The organism is Sphingomonas sp. VDB2 (assembly GCF_047946695.1).
In the GTDB taxonomy this organism is placed as follows: domain Bacteria; phylum Pseudomonadota; class Alphaproteobacteria; order Sphingomonadales; family Sphingomonadaceae; genus Sphingobium; species Sphingobium bisphenolicum.
Genome location: NZ_CP159615.1, coordinates 624407 through 638087 on the forward strand (window position 1 = coordinate 624407; position 13681 = coordinate 638087).

Consider the following 13681-nt stretch of genomic DNA (forward strand, 5'->3'; position numbering starts at 1 on the left):
GATCCGGGGCTTCTTCATTCCATTCTATCGCGAGATCAGGCGAGCGCGAAACGCGCCATCTTGCCCAGCTTGTCGCCGGCGATGCGCATCATCGCCTTTTGCAGCTTTTCGAAGGCGCGGACCTCGATTTGACGGACGCGCTCGCGCGATACGCCATAGACCTGCGACAGTTCTTCCAGCGTCTTGGGCTCTTCGGCCAGACGGCGTTCGGCCAGGATGTGCTTTTCGCGGTCGTTGAGGTCGGTCATCGCCTCCACCAGCATTTCGTGCCGCTGGGTGCGCTCCTGCTCCTCTGCGACTCGCTCGTCCTGAAGCGGGTCATTGTCCTGCAACCAGTCCTGCCACTGCCCGTCGCCATCCTCGCGCATGGGGACGTTCAACGACGTGTCGCCGCCCATCGCCATGCGACGGTTCATCGACACGACATCCTGCTCGCTGACGCCCAGGTCGGTTGCGATTTTCGTCACATCCTCGGGGCGCAGGTCGCCATCCTCGAACGCCTCGATATTGTTCTTCATCCGGCGCAGGTTGAAAAACAGCTTCTTCTGCGACGCGGTGGTGCCCATTTTGACCAGCGACCAGCTGCGCAGAATGAATTCCTGGATCGATGCGCGAATCCACCACATGGCATAGGTCGCCAGCCGAAAGCCGCGTTCGGCCTCGAACTTCTTAACGCCCTGCATCAGGCCGATATTGCCTTCGGAAATCAGCTCGCTGACCGGCAGACCATAACCGCGATAACCCATTGCGATCTTCGCCACGAGGCGCAGATGCGACGTCACCAGCTGGGCCGCGGCCTCGGGATCCTGATGCTCCTCATACCGCTTGGCGAGCATATATTCCTGCTCGGGCGTCAGCAGCGGAAACTTGCGAATCTCCGACAGATAGCGGTTGAGGCTGGCTTCACCGCCCAGCGCCGGAACCGCGGGGACATTGCTCTTGTTAGCCATGTCGCTTCACCTTTCCCTTTCATGCGCGGCGGAACCCAGAAGAGGCGTCCTGCGCCGTCGCAAACTTGTCAGAACCTATACGTGGAGCTGGCTTAACAGTTCCTGCATATCGCCAGGCAATACACTTTGAAACATAAGCCGCTCGGCTGTTACCGGATGTATGAACCCCAGGCTTTTGGCGTGCAATGCCTGCCTTTTGAAACCCAGCGTTTCCAGTATTGATTTGAAACCTTTTCTTTCTCTACCGTAAACCGGGTCACCGATCAAGGGGTGGCCGATATGGTGCATATGGACGCGCACCTGGTGGGTGCGACCGGTTTCCAGCTTGCATTCGACCACCGCCGCGTCGCGCAATCGTTGGATGATGCGATAATGCGTGACGGCATGTTTGCCGCGCCCTTCCCGATGAACCGCCATCTTCTTTCGATCAGCGTCGGATCGGCCGATCCAGGTATCGACCGTCCCGGCGGCGGGGCTGGGCGAGCCATAGACGATTGCGGCATAGAGACGGTCGATGCTGTGATCCTTGAACTGGCGGGCCAGTCCCTCATGCGCCTTGTCGGATTTGGCGACCACCAGCAGGCCGGACGTATCCTTGTCGATCCGATGGACGATGCCGGGGCGGGCAACCCCGCCGATGCCGGACAAGCGCCCTTCGCAATGATGCAGCAGCGCGTTAACCAGCGTGCCGTCCAGATTGCCGGCGGCGGGATGGACGACCAGCCCTGCGGGTTTGTCGATGACGATCAGGTCGTCGTCTTCATGGACGATGGCGAGCGGAATATCCTGCGCCACCGTATCCAGCGGGACCGGCGGGGGCAGGGTGACAGTGAAGACCTGTCCGGTTGCAACCTTCATCGATATGCTGATCTTGCCGAGCTTGGAGGATTGCACCTGACCTTCGCCGATCAGCGCCTTCAGCCGCTCGCGCGACAGGTCGGGGAGCAGATCCGCGAGCGCGCGATCAAGGCGTACCCCATGCTGCGCTTCGCCAATGATTGCTTCGATGATGGAAACCCCCGGACCCATTGGCTAGGGATGTAGGAATGCGGGTCGAAATTTCAAGTATTCTGTTGGAACAGATCGTGGCCCTGGCAGCGGCCGACGCCCATGAGGTGTGCGGTCTGTTGCTGGGTTCGGACGACAGGATCGCGGCGATCGTGCCCACCGCCAATGTGGCGGCCGATCCTGCCCGCCATTTCGAACTGGATCCGGCGGCGTTGATCGCCGCGCATCGGGCGGCGCGGGCGGGTGGGCCGAAGGTCATCGGCCACTATCATTCTCATCCGTCGGGCGTTGCCGCGCCGTCCGCGACCGATGCGGCCTGTGCCGCGCCCGACGGAAATTTGTGGCTCATTGTCGGCGTGGGAGAAGCGACTTTATGGCGGGCGGGGCCGGGGACGGCGGTTAACGTCCATTTCACCAAAATGCATCTCGACAGTCGGTGAGCGAAAGGCGGCAAGCCGGGCTTGCATCGGCGCGCGGCGCGGCGCATTAGCCGAAGGCCCGCTTATTCCCATCACAATCCGGTGACCCAGACCTCGCATGACCAACCCGACCGACAGCATCGAATTTGCCAGCCTGCTCTGCTCGCGCCTGTGTCATGACCTGTTGAGCCCCGTCGGCGCGCTCAACAACGGGCTGGAACTGATGGCGGACGAAACCGACCCGGAAATGCGCCAGCGCTGCCTCGACCTGCTGGGTGACAGCGCCCGGACATCGGCGAACAAGCTCAATTCTTCCGCCTCGCTTTCGGCTCCGCCGGCGGCTTTGGCGATGCGGTGCCCCCGCATGAGGCGCGGGTGGCTATCGAGGGCATGTTTGCGACGACAGGCCGGGTCAAGGTCGGCTGGCTGGTCGAGGAACAAATGCTCGACAAGCTGGCCGCCAAGATATTGCTGAACCTGGCGTTGATCGCCGGCGATGCGCTGGTGCGCGGCGGACAACTGGACATCGGTGCTGAAAAGCGACCGGGCCTGACTGAAATCGTGGTGCGGGGCGAAGGGCCCAAGGTCGTGCTCGATCCCGACTTGCGCGCTGCACTGGCCGGTACCTTGCCGATCGACGGGCTGGCGTCCCGTACTGCTGCCGCCTGGATGGTGCGCCAGATGGTGGCGGAATCGGGCGGTGAGATCGCCCTGTCGCCGCCGGGCGAGCCGGTCCTGCTGTTCGGTGCGTCGATCCCCGACCGCAAGCGATAATCGCGTATAACTGTCGCAGTCGCCGTCTCAGCGCAGGCTTCCCGCCTATCTGGCGTGGTGCATTTCCTGCATTTCCGCGACCAGTAGCGCGACCAGGTCGGCGGCAGGCAAAGCACGCGCGAGCGGAGCGCCCTGGCCGGCCCATTGTGCACCATAGCCGCCTTCGCCCGATGCCTTTGCGGCCTGGTTGAGCGCCTTGCCCGCGTCATAGGCGATCGGATAATCGGGCGGTTGCCGCTCGCTGCGCTGGCCCCAGGCCGTGAAACGGTTGGCAAGACAGCGGGCTGGGCGACCCGATATCACGCGTGTCATGACCGTATGCGCCGCGGCCGGGCTGAACAAGGCGGCGCGATAGGCGGCGTCGGCGCCGCTTTCCGGACAGGCGATGAAGGCGGTGCCCAGTTGCGCCGCGACGGCCCCGAGGTCGATTGCCGCCTGTACGCCTCGGCCATCCATGATGCCGCCCGCAGTGATGACGGGCAGTCCTGCTCGCTCTACCAGCAGTCGGGTCAGCGCCATGGTTCCCAGGCAATTATCCGGTCCATCCGGATCGAACATGCCGCGATGGCCGCCTGCTTCGAAACCCTGCGCCACGACGGCGTCGATACCTGCCGCCTTGGCCGCTAGCGCTTCTTCCAGCTTGGTCGCGCTGGCCAGCAGCAGGCAGCCCGCCGCTTTCAGCCGGAGGATTTTTCGGCTGTCGGGCAATCCGAAATGGAAGCTGACGACCGCCGGCCGCGCATCGACCAGCATCTCCAGCATCGCGTCGTCCTCGGCAAAGCTGCGATAGATTTCGTGGAGCGATCGTGGCGGCTGAGCGCCATGTTCGGCAAATAACGGCGCGAGCGCATCGATCCAGCGCCGCTCGACTTCCGGTTGGACTCTGGCGGGCGCATGGACGAAGAGATTGACGTTGAACGGCCGATCCGTCCTCGCGCGCACCGCATCGATCATGATGCGCGCGGCTGAGGCATCGACGGCGCCAATCGCGATCGATCCGAGCGCTCCGGCATTGCTGACGGCCGCGGCCATCTCCGGCGTGGATAGGCCGGCCATCGGCGCCTGGATGATCGGATGGGCAAGGCCCAGCGTGTCGAGCGGGTTCATGCCCCCTATCTGGGACCATCGGCTGCAAAGGAAAAGGCCCGGTCGCCTGTCGCGACCGGGCCTTTTCCGAAAAGCAACGCTGAAGGGATCAGCTGCTATAGTACATGTCGAATTCGACCGGCGACGGCGCCATTTCCCAGCGATACACTTCGGGCCACTTCAGTTCGATATAGGCTTCGATCTGGTCCTTGGTGAACACGTCGCCCTTCAGCAGGAATTCGTAATCCGCTTCCAGGCTGTTCAGCGCTTCGCGAAGCGAGGCGCAGACGGTCGGCACCTGGCTCAGTTCTTCGGGCGGCAGGTCATAGAGATTCTTGTCCATCGCCGGGCCGGGGTGAATCTTGTTCTCGATGCCGTCGAGGCCGGCCATCAGCAGGGCGGCGTAGCACAGATAGGGGTTGGCCATCGCGTCGGGGAAACGGAATTCCACGCGCTTCGCCTTGGCGCCCGCGCCGTAGGGAATACGGCAGGAGGCCGACCGGTTACGCGCCGAATAGGCCAGCAGAACGGGGGCTTCGAAGCCCGGCACCAGACGCTTGTAGCTGTTGGTGGTCGGGTTGGTGAAGGCGTTCAGCGCCTTGGCGTGCTTGATGACGCCGCCGATGAAGTAGAGGCACATGTCGGACAGGCCGGCATAGCCTTCGCCTGCGAACAGCGGTTTGCCGTTGTCCCAGATCGACATATGGGTGTGCATGCCCGAACCATTGTCCTGCGCGATCGGCTTGGGCATGAAGGTCGCGGTTTTGCCATAGGCCTGGGCGACCATCTGCACGACATATTTGTAGATCTGCATACGGTCGGCGGTCTGGACCAGCGTACCGAAGGTCAGGCCCAGTTCGTGCTGCGCGGCGGCGACTTCATGGTGATGCTTGTCGCAGGGCAGGCCCATTTCGAGCATGGTCGACACCATTTCGGCGCGGATGTCGGTGCAGGGATCGACCGGCGCGACGGGGAAATAGCCGCCCTTGGCGCGGGGACGGTGGCCCAGATTGCCGCCTTCATATTCCTTGCCGGTGTTGGTCGGCAGCTCGATATCATCGATCTTGAAATAGCTTTGCGAATAATCGCTTTCGAAGCGAACATCGTCGAACATGAAGAATTCCGCTTCCGGTCCGACATAAATGGTGTCGCCGAAGCCGGCCGACTTGACGAAGGCTTCTGCGCGCTTCGCGGTCGAGCGGGGATCGCGGCTGTACAGTTCGCCGGTGTCGGGTTCCACGACGTCGCAGAACAGGATCAGCATCGGGGTGGCGCTGAACGGATCGACATAGACGGCGTCCAGGTCGGGCTTGAGGATCATGTCCGATTCATTGATCGCCTTCCAGCCTTCGATCGACGAACCGTCGAACATCAGGCCCTGGGTCAATTCATCTTCGCCAAGCACGCTCGACACCATGGTCAGGTGCTGCCACTTGCCCTTGGGATCGGTGAAGCGGACATCGACCCATTCGATCTCCTTTTCCTCGATCATCTTCAGGATGTCTTTTGGCGTGTTGGCCATGTGCACTTGCCCTTCTCTCAAAAATACCCCCCCGAAGGGGCAGTTGAAGTCCGTTTCCGCCCGGCTCGGCGGAAATTCGTTAAATCAGATCGCGTCGCTGTCCCGCTCGCCGGTGCGGATGCGCACGGCGCCCTCGACCGCGGAAATGAAGATCTTGCCATCGCCGATTCGACCGGTCTGTGCCGCGGAGCAGATGGCCTCGACTACCCGGTCGGCCAGCGAATCGTCGACGACGACTTCCAGTTTCACCTTGGGCAGGAAATCGACGACATATTCGGCGCCGCGATAGAGTTCTGTATGTCCCTTCTGACGGCCGAAACCCTTGGCTTCGGTTACGGTGATGCCGGACACGCCCACTTCGTGCAGGGCTTCCTTCACCTCGTCCAGCTTGAACGGCTTGATGATCGCTTCGATCTTTTTCATCACTCGTAATCCCAACCCATGACGCACGCACTGAATGCGGGTGCGACCCGCATCCACTCTCCTTCAAGGAACGATCGTCATGCCCCCCAAAGGCAGGCGCCGTTCCCCTTAACAATCAATTACCGTGCCAAATGGCGAATTGCTAGGACATGCTTTCGGCGATGCAGCAATCTTTGTCCATATTGCCCGGATTCCGGGCAATATCGTGACTCTCTGCCCGTTTTTTGGGCAGTGTTTCGATTGTTAGAGCGCGTAAGGCGGACAATCCAGGCCAGCCGGGCTCTTGGTGAATATCTCGCAGCCGGTTTCAGTGATGCCGATGCTATGTTCGAATTGCGCCGACAGGGTGCGGTCGCGCGTGACGGCGGTCCATCCGTCGTCCATCATCTTCACGCCGGGTTTGCCGATGTTGATCATCGGCTCGATCGTGAAGAACATGCCGGGGCGCAGTTCGGGGCCGGTGCCGGGACGGCCGACATGGACGACCTCGGGACTGTCATGAAACACCTGGCCCAGGCCATGGCCGCAAAAATCGCGTACCACGCCATAGCGATGCTTCTCGGCATGGCGCTGGATCACATGGCCGATGTCGCCCAGATGATTGCCAGGCTTGGCCTGCTCGATGCCCAGCATCAGGCATTCATAGGTGACTTCGACCAGCCGCCGCGCCTTGATGGCGGCTTCGCCGACGATGAACATGCGGCTGGTGTCGCCATGCCAGCCATCGACCAGCGGTGTGACGTCGATATTCAGGATATCGCCGTCCTTGAGCCGATAGTCGCCCGGGATGCCATGGCAGATCACATTGTTGAGCGAGATGCAGCAGCTATGGGTATAACCGCGATAACCCAGCGTCGCCGGCACTCCGCCGCCGTCCAGCGACATGCGGCGCACGATATCGTCCAGTTCGCCGGTGGTCACGCCCGGCACCACATGCGGCACGAGCGCGTCCAGTATCTCGGCGGCGAGCCGACCGGCCTTGCGCATGCCGGCGAAACCGGATTCGTCATAAAGCTTGATCGCGGCGGAGCGGGAAATCGGCGCATCGGCCGTCATCGTCATATAGTCGGTCATGTACCATTTATAAGCGCAACGGCGGCATAATGCGAGAGGGCGACTAGTCAGGGCGTGCGGCGCAGGCTATGGGCTGGCGCATGGCCGATCCGACCCGCATCTGGACCGCAGCGCTGATCGTGATCGGCGACGAAATCCTCTCTGGCCGCACCCAGGACAAGAATATCGGCCAGGTCGCCAGTTGGCTCGGCGTTCAGGGCATTCGTTTGCGTGAAGTGCGCGTGGTGGCCGACGATCGGGATTCGATCGTCGAGGCCGTCAATACGCTCCGCGCGCGCAACGACTATCTGTTCACGACCGGCGGCATCGGGCCGACTCATGACGACATCACGGTCGACGCGATCGCGGCGGCGCTGGGCGTAGAGGTGGAAATCCACGAAGGCGCGCGCGCCATCCTTTCGGGCTATTATGAGACGCGGGGCGGATTGACGGAGGCGCGGTTGCGGATGGCACGGGTGCCAGCAGGCGCGGACCTGATCGAAAATCGCATGTCCGGCGCGCCGGGCATCCGCCATGGCAACATTTTCATCATGGCCGGCGTGCCCTATATCACCGCCGGCATGCTCGACAGCCTGACGGGAACGTTGGAAGGCGGCCTCCCGCTGCTATCCGCAACGATCGGCTGCTGGGTGGCGGAAAGCGAGATTGCCGACCTCCTCGCCTCGACCGAACGCGCCCATGAAGGCTGCCAGATCGGCAGCTATCCCTTTTTCCGCGAGGGCCGCACAGGCGCCAATTTCGTGATTCGCTCGACCGATGCGGCGATGCTGGATGCCTGCACCGCCGATCTCAGCACCGCGCTGGAGCGCGGCGGCTGGACCGTGACGGCGGGCGGGATTTAGCGGTCGATTACTTGGCTTCGGCCTTCAGATAGGCGATCAGGTTGGCGCGATCGACCGCGTTGGGCACGCCGGCAAAGGCCATGCGATTTCCCGGGACCAGCCCACTCGGCTTGGTCAGGAATGTGTCGATGCTCTTGGCGTCCCAGCGAATCTTCGCGTTCTGCATCGCAGGCGAATAAGTGAAGCCTGCCATGGTGCCGGATGTGCGTCCGAATATGCCGGCAAGGGACGGCCCCATCTTCTTCGGTCCGGGCTTCACATCGTGGCATAGGGCGCATCGCGCAAACACCGTCTTCCCCTTGGCCGCATCTCCCGTCTGCGCGAGTGCAGGGGAACTGGCTGCGCACAGGGCAGTCAGGACGAACAGTCTCGATACGGTCGCAAGTGGCATGAAGCGTTTCCCTTGAAAGATGAGGCGGTGGGGCTTTTGCCTTTCCTCCGCTGATGCGCCTTTATGGCTTTCTGTCTGAATGGGGGTTTAAGCGTATGGACGTCAACTGGCGTCGCTAATAGTGTATCCAGCCCTCCGTTGCCGATCGCCGTCCGAGTCCATAGGCCCTACGGTTTGGCGCACACTCAGTTGCCGCGTTTCCCATGGGGCGTCGACCTTCCAGCACAGCAATTCGCTGCGCTACCATCTCGGGGACGGGGGCGATTGAGCTTTACGCCACGAACGCTGCCGCCGCCGCTACAACCGTCTGTTGCAGCTCTGCATCGATGCAGACGACGCCTGAAGCTCCGTGTTGGAAGCAGCCTAAGGGAAAATGGTGGACGCACTTGGGCTCGAACCAAGGACCCGCTGATTAAGAGTCAGCTGCTCTACCAACTGAGCTATGCGTCCATTCCGGCGCCGCAGGCGCTCCGGTGTGGGCGGGCTGTTAGCAGTCGCTTGGCTGTTTGCAAACCATAAATCACCCAAAGACCGGAAATTTTTCGGCTGCGGCGATCTAGGCCCAGTTTCCCGTCCCTGTACGCCGCTTGCCCGCACGATCGATGGCCATGACGATGCCGATGCACAGCATCACCGTCAGCATCGAAGAACCGCCATAGGACATGAAGGGCAGGGGGATGCCCACCACCGGGGCCAAGCCCATGACCATCATCAGGTTTATCGCCACATAGAAGAAGATGGTGGTGGTCAGTCCCGCCGCAACGAGCCGCGCAAATTTGTCCTGGGTCCGCATGGCGACCCGGATGCCCCATCGGAACAATAGCATGAAGGCAAGGATAAGCAGCGCGCCGCCCAGCAATCCCCATTCCTCGGCCATAGTGGCGAAGACGAAATCCGTATGGCCTTCGGGCAGATAGTCGAGGTGACTCTGCGTACCGTGGAGGAAGCCCTTGCCCCAGAAGCCGCCCGATCCGATCGCGATCTTGGACTGGCTGATATGATAGCCCGCGCCCAGTGGATCGCTTTCGGGATCGAGGAATATAAGGACGCGATTCTTCTGATAGTCGTGCAGGAAGCTGAAAGCGATCGGGATCGCCGCTCCCCCGGCCAGTCCCGTTCCGATGAACAGGCGCAGTGGCAGACCGGCCAGGAACATGACCGTCACGCCGCCCGCCGCGATCATCGTCGCAGTACCAAGATCGGGCTGAATGAGTACCAGCGCCCAAGGCAGGCCGATCAGGACCAGTGCCGGCCATATCGCGTTCCAGCGCCGAATTTCGCCCACTGGCAGCATGGCATAGAAGCGCGCGACCGTCAGGACGATGATCGGCTTCATGAATTCGGACGGCTGGAGTTGCATGAAGCCGAGATTGATCCAGCGCTGGCTGCCGCCGGCGACGCCGCCGATCAGTTCCACCAGGAACAGGGCCGCCAGAACCGCCCCATAGGCCGGGAAGGCGAAGCGCGCGAATATCTCCACCGGAATGCGGCTGAGCGCCAGCGCCATCGCGGAAAAGATACAGAAACGCGCCGCCTGCATGGCCGCCCAGGGAAAGACGCTCCCGCTCGCCGCGCTGTAGAGCACGATCGTGCCGAAGCCGGCGATCGCAAGCAATAGCGCCAGTATGCGCCAGGGAAATTCGGTCAGTGGCTGCGGAACGATGCTCATGGCGCACCGATCACATTGGCGCCGGGCGGTGGCGGAACATCGTCTTCGCTCTCATCGCGCGCCGGCGCCCGCGCCGGTGCGGTCGGGGAGGGCATCGCCGCATTACCGACATCGTCCGCGGCATTATCAGAAGGGGGCGAAACCTCCCCCTTCTCAATCGCCTTGGCGAGGCGGAAGGCGGCCATCTGGCGCGCCTGGCGCTCGGCGGGCGTACCGCCCCAACCCTTTTCCAGCGTCTCCAGTTTCTCCATCGCCTTGGCCGGATCGAACAGATAGGACAGGGTATCGCTGGCGATCATCGGTGCGTCCTCGTTGCGGATCATATGCCCGCCATGTTCGATGATGCAGGCGATCGCGTAGCGTGGATTATCAAAGGGCGCGAAGCCCTGAAACAGGGCGTGGTCGCGCAGCTTGAATGCCAGCGAACTGTTGCCGCGCACGCCGCCGGCGCGTTCGGCCATGGTGATGCGCCGGACCTGCGCGGTGCCGGTCTTGCCAGCGATCATGACGCCGGGGATCGAACTGCGTGCCGCGCCGCCGGTGCCGCCGCCATTGACCACCGCGTTCATCGCATCGCGGATGATGACAAGATGCTCATCGGTCGCGCCGACCGTCGCGGGCTGAGGCCGGTTGGCGTTATGGATAAAATTGGGCATCAACTGTTTGCCGGTCGCCAGACGCGCCGCCATCACCGCCATCTGCAGCGGGTTGATGAGCATGTAGCCTTGGCCGATGGTGGCGTTGACCGTGTCGTAAACCTGCCACTTCTGATTATATTTCTTTTCCTTCCACGCCGGGTCCGGCACCGTGCCATAGCTCTGGCTGGGGAAGGGCAGGTCGAATTTCTGACCCATGCCGACACGGCGCGCCATGCTGGCGATCCGGTCCATGCCGATGCGCTGCGCCATTTGATAGAAATAGATGTCGCAGCTCTGGGCGATCGCGCCGCGCATGTTGAGTGGGCCGTGGCCCCGCCGCTTGTGGCAGTGAAAGAGGGTGTTGCCGACCCGGATCGCGCCGCCGCAGCTAATGGTTTCCTGTGGCCCGATGCCGGCCTCCAGCAGTGCCAGTGCGACCATAGGCTTGACCGTCGAACCAGGTGGATAGAGGCCCTGCAGCGTCTTGTTGCGCAACGGAACATGGTCGTCCTTCGACAGCATCTCATATTCCAGATGGCTGATGCCGTCGGAAAAGCTGTTGGGATCGAAGCTGGGCATCGACGCCAGCGCCAGCACATCGCCATTGTGGCAGTCGATCACCACCACCGAACCACTCTGGGTGGCGAGCCGGCGGCCGGCATATTCCTGCAATCCAGCGTCGATCGTGAGCTTGATCGAATTGCCAGGTGTGTCCGGGCGCGTCGTCAATTCCCGCACGATCTTGCCGCGGGCCGTTACCTCTACCCGCTTGGCGCCGGCCTTGCCGGTCAGATGCCGGTCGAACGCCTTTTCCAGCCCGTCCTTGCCCAGCTTGAAGCCGGGCGTGATCAATAACGGATCCTTGCGCGCCTTATAATCTTCCGCCGTGGCCGCGCCGACATAGCCGAGCAAATGCCCCACCGTCGCGCCAGCGGGATAATGGCGGGAAAAACCCTGGCTGGGCGCTACGCCGGGCAGATCGGGCAGACGTACGCTGATCGCGGCATATTGGTCGTAGGTCAGCTTGTCTGCGACCTGCACCGGGCGAAAACCAGCGGACTTTTCAAGATCCTCGCGGATGCGATCGACCTCGTCCGGTTCCAGATTGAGCAATTGCGCCAGGTGGCGAATGGTCGTCTCGGCATCGATAACCCGCTGGGGGATCAGGTCGACGCGAAAATCGGTGCGGTTGTTGGCCAGCGGCCGGCCGTTGCGGTCGACAATCCAGCCCCGGCGCGGCGGGATGAGGGTCAGGTTGACGCGGTTGCTCTCGGACAGAAGGCTGTATTTCTCATTCTCCGCCACGCTGATCCAGGCCATGCGCCCGATGAGTACGGCGCCGATCGCGCCTTGCAGGCCGCCCACCACCATCGCGCGGCGCGTGAAGGTGAAGGATTGGGCGGCTTCGGTGATGATCTTGCGCTTGGGGGTAAGGAATTTCATGCCATGACGCGCCAGCGGTCGATCCGCGCGCACTGCCGGACGACGAAGGGAAACAGCAATATCGTCCAGACCATCTGTGGCGCGACCAGCAAGAAACGCACATTACCTCCACCGGTGATCCTTGCGAAGAACAGGCCCCCGGCGATGCAGAAGATAATGGCGAGCGCCGCGATTAGCCAGTCCTGTCGATAGCTGCGCCAGACCATGCGATGCTCGATCGTGTCGATGCCGATCAGCGCCACGGTCCAGAGGAACATGGCCGAACCGATCGGTTGCCCGCTCATCATGTCGTCGAACAGGCCCAGCGGCAGGCCGATCCAAGTGCGCCACAGGTCGGGCCGCAGCAATCGCCAGGACAGAAGCAGCAGCAGGCCGAAGGGCGGCATGACCGGGGATTGCGCGATAACCGGCAGCGCCGTCAGGAACGAACCCAACATCACGGTGATGACTGGCGTACCCGCCAGGCGGAACCGCGAGGGGTGTCGACCCAATCTTGGCACATGGTGCAGATGCGGGTCGATCATGGCGTGGCGCCGTTGTCGGCCACACCTTCGTCCGCCACAGGGGTGGCTGCCGGGCCGGGCCGGGTGACCGCTTCCTCAAAGGCGCGCTCGACCACCACCGCGTCGACCCGTCCAGGGTTCGCCAGCGGCACGCCATAGGCGATTTCGCCCTGCGCGCGGACAACGACTGCGACAGGTATATTGGGTTGATAGACGCCGCCGATGCCGGACGTTACCAGCAGGTCGCCCGGCTTGAAAGGGTTGCGACCGGCCGTCAGCGCCCGAATCTCGACGGTCCCGTCGCCCAGGCCCGTGGAGATGGCGGGGATATTATCGTTCGTCCGCCGCACCGGTACGATGTTGCTCGTATCGGTCAGGAGCAGCACGTCGGAGCTGTTGGGCGTGACGATGTGGATGCGGCCGATCAACCCTTCGGGCGCTCGGACCGGCATACCGGGGCGGACGCCCTGCCAGCGCCCCGCATTGAGACGCGCAAAACGGCGCGTGCTGGTGGCGGATGACGCGATCAGTCGCGCCGTCAACACCTGGCTGGCGTCGGCATCGACCAGCTTCAGCAGCTTTTTCAGGCGCAGATTTTCCTGCGCGACGCCCTTGGCTTCGATGATGCGGTTACGGTCCGCCTCCACCTGCCGGCGCAGCGCGACATTCTGCGATCCGGCGCGCCAGTAGGCGGCCAGCACTTCGTCAATCGAACTGACGCCGCTCACCATGCCTTTCAGCGCGTTGGACACCGGGCGACCGGCTTCGGCCGTCGCAATGCGGATCGCAGAGAAACCGGTGGGGTCGAAGATCGCGACCACCACCAGCAACAGGCCTACGGCTGCACCGGTCACCGCCACGACGTAGCTGGCGAAAAGGCTGTATTGCGCCTTCCGGTTGATACCGGGGCGTCGGCTGGGTGGCCGCGCCATCTAATCG

General features: G+C 62.7%; 13 protein-coding genes, 1 tRNA gene and 1 pseudogene. 3 read left to right on the forward strand and 12 right to left on the reverse strand.

The genetic code is table 11. The features are described 5' to 3' along the window. Positions 1 to 35: 35 nt before the first annotated feature. Both rpoH and ABT375_RS03225 read right to left on the reverse strand, forming a co-directional pair. Positions 36 to 950: an RNA polymerase sigma factor RpoH gene (gene rpoH / locus ABT375_RS03220; RefSeq protein ID WP_224549917.1), complete on the reverse strand. Its 915-nt coding sequence runs from the start codon at positions 948 to 950 to the stop codon at positions 36 to 38. A 75-nt stretch (positions 951 to 1025) separates the two neighbouring features. Beyond that, positions 1026 to 1979 carry an RluA family pseudouridine synthase gene (locus ABT375_RS03225; RefSeq protein WP_416464107.1) on the reverse strand — a complete coding sequence of 318 codons (954 nt, stop codon included), beginning with the start codon at positions 1977 to 1979 and terminating at the stop codon, positions 1026 to 1028. Positions 1980 to 1996: 17 nt separating this feature from the next. On the opposite strand from ABT375_RS03225, the gene ABT375_RS03230 reads away from it, so the two are divergent. Together ABT375_RS03230 and ABT375_RS03235 are read left to right on the forward strand one after the other, a co-directional pair. Further along, a complete protein-coding gene (locus tag ABT375_RS03230) occupies positions 1997 to 2398 on the forward strand; it encodes a M67 family metallopeptidase (protein ID WP_416464108.1) in 402 nt (133 codons plus the stop codon). Between the two features lie 97 nt (positions 2399 to 2495). Continuing rightward, positions 2496 to 3151: pseudogene (locus ABT375_RS03235) on the forward strand (histidine phosphotransferase family protein). 45 nt (positions 3152 to 3196) lie between these two features. Here the strand turns inward: ABT375_RS03235 and ABT375_RS03240 are convergent. The 4 genes from ABT375_RS03240 to map form a co-directional block, all read right to left on the reverse strand. After that, positions 3197 to 4258, reverse strand: a complete 1062-nt coding sequence (locus tag ABT375_RS03240) for an NAD(P)H-dependent flavin oxidoreductase (protein WP_416464109.1) — start codon at positions 4256 to 4258, stop codon at positions 3197 to 3199. 88 nt (positions 4259 to 4346) lie between these two features. Continuing rightward, a complete protein-coding gene (glnA, locus tag ABT375_RS03245) occupies positions 4347 to 5759 on the reverse strand; it encodes a type I glutamate--ammonia ligase (protein ID WP_224549923.1) in 1413 nt (470 codons plus the stop codon). 84 nt (positions 5760 to 5843) lie between these two features. Further along, positions 5844 to 6182, reverse strand: a complete 339-nt coding sequence (locus ABT375_RS03250) for a P-II family nitrogen regulator (RefSeq protein ID WP_066601956.1) — start codon at positions 6180 to 6182, stop codon at positions 5844 to 5846. A 243-nt stretch (positions 6183 to 6425) separates the two neighbouring features. Then, on the reverse strand, positions 6426 to 7256 hold the full coding sequence (gene map / locus ABT375_RS03255; protein ID WP_224549924.1) for a type I methionyl aminopeptidase: 831 nt from the start codon (positions 7254 to 7256) through the stop codon (positions 6426 to 6428). 80 nt (positions 7257 to 7336) lie between these two features. Here map and ABT375_RS03260 point away from each other — a divergent pair, with 80 nt between their 5' ends. Further along, positions 7337 to 8098, forward strand: coding sequence for a competence/damage-inducible protein A (locus tag ABT375_RS03260; RefSeq protein ID WP_416464110.1), 762 nt, complete (start codon positions 7337 to 7339; stop codon positions 8096 to 8098). A 7-nt stretch (positions 8099 to 8105) separates the two neighbouring features. Here the strand turns inward: ABT375_RS03260 and ABT375_RS03265 are convergent, their stop codons facing one another. The 6 genes from ABT375_RS03265 to mreC all read right to left on the reverse strand — a co-directional run bounded on the left by ABT375_RS03265 (position 8106) and on the right by mreC (position 13674). Then, positions 8106 to 8489 carry a c-type cytochrome gene (locus ABT375_RS03265; RefSeq protein ID WP_261934746.1) on the reverse strand — a complete coding sequence of 128 codons (384 nt, stop codon included), beginning with the start codon at positions 8487 to 8489 and terminating at the stop codon, positions 8106 to 8108. A gap of 374 nt (positions 8490 to 8863) precedes the next feature. Beyond that, a tRNA-Lys gene (locus ABT375_RS03270) sits at positions 8864 to 8939 on the reverse strand. Between the two features lie 106 nt (positions 8940 to 9045). Continuing rightward, entirely contained in the window at positions 9046 to 10158 is a 1113-nt protein-coding gene (gene rodA / locus ABT375_RS03275) for a rod shape-determining protein RodA (protein WP_416464111.1), read from the reverse strand. Next, entirely contained in the window at positions 10155 to 12239 is a 2085-nt protein-coding gene (mrdA, locus tag ABT375_RS03280) for a penicillin-binding protein 2 (RefSeq protein WP_416464112.1), read from the reverse strand. The genes rodA and mrdA overlap by 4 nt, the downstream gene beginning before the upstream one ends. Continuing rightward, positions 12236 to 12763 carry a rod shape-determining protein MreD gene (gene mreD, locus ABT375_RS03285; RefSeq protein ID WP_224549442.1) on the reverse strand — a complete coding sequence of 176 codons (528 nt, stop codon included), beginning with the start codon at positions 12761 to 12763 and terminating at the stop codon, positions 12236 to 12238. Before mreD ends, mrdA begins: the two co-directional genes overlap by 4 nt. Continuing rightward, positions 12760 to 13674: a rod shape-determining protein MreC gene (mreC, locus tag ABT375_RS03290; protein ID WP_224549444.1), complete on the reverse strand. Its 915-nt coding sequence runs from the start codon at positions 13672 to 13674 to the stop codon at positions 12760 to 12762. Before mreC ends, mreD begins: the two co-directional genes overlap by 4 nt. Positions 13675 to 13681 lie beyond the last annotated feature (7 nt).

Excerpts from the sequence above, each read along its gene's own strand:
- mreD (WP_224549442.1), bottom strand. The coding sequence starts at position 12,763 with ATGATCGACCCGCATCTGCACCATGTGCCAAGATTGGGTCGACACCCC.
- ABT375_RS03260 (WP_416464110.1), top strand. The coding sequence starts at position 7,337 with ATGGCCGATCCGACCCGCATCTGGACCGCAGCGCTGATCGTGATCGGC.
- mreC (WP_224549444.1), bottom strand. The coding sequence starts at position 13,674 with ATGGCGCGGCCACCCAGCCGACGCCCCGGTATCAACCGGAAGGCGCAA.
- ABT375_RS03240 (WP_416464109.1), bottom strand. The coding sequence starts at position 4,258 with ATGAACCCGCTCGACACGCTGGGCCTTGCCCATCCGATCATCCAGGCG.
- mrdA (WP_416464112.1), bottom strand. The coding sequence starts at position 12,239 with ATGAAATTCCTTACCCCCAAGCGCAAGATCATCACCGAAGCCGCCCAA.
- ABT375_RS03250 (WP_066601956.1), bottom strand. The coding sequence starts at position 6,182 with ATGAAAAAGATCGAAGCGATCATCAAGCCGTTCAAGCTGGACGAGGTG.
- ABT375_RS03265 (WP_261934746.1), bottom strand. The coding sequence starts at position 8,489 with ATGCCACTTGCGACCGTATCGAGACTGTTCGTCCTGACTGCCCTGTGC.
- ABT375_RS03225 (WP_416464107.1), bottom strand. The coding sequence starts at position 1,979 with ATGGGTCCGGGGGTTTCCATCATCGAAGCAATCATTGGCGAAGCGCAG.
- rodA (WP_416464111.1), bottom strand. The coding sequence starts at position 10,158 with ATGAGCATCGTTCCGCAGCCACTGACCGAATTTCCCTGGCGCATACTG.
- rpoH (WP_224549917.1), bottom strand. The coding sequence starts at position 950 with ATGGCTAACAAGAGCAATGTCCCCGCGGTTCCGGCGCTGGGCGGTGAA.
- glnA (WP_224549923.1), bottom strand. The coding sequence starts at position 5,759 with ATGGCCAACACGCCAAAAGACATCCTGAAGATGATCGAGGAAAAGGAG.
- map (WP_224549924.1), bottom strand. The coding sequence starts at position 7,256 with ATGACCGACTATATGACGATGACGGCCGATGCGCCGATTTCCCGCTCC.
- ABT375_RS03230 (WP_416464108.1), top strand. The coding sequence starts at position 1,997 with ATGCGGGTCGAAATTTCAAGTATTCTGTTGGAACAGATCGTGGCCCTG.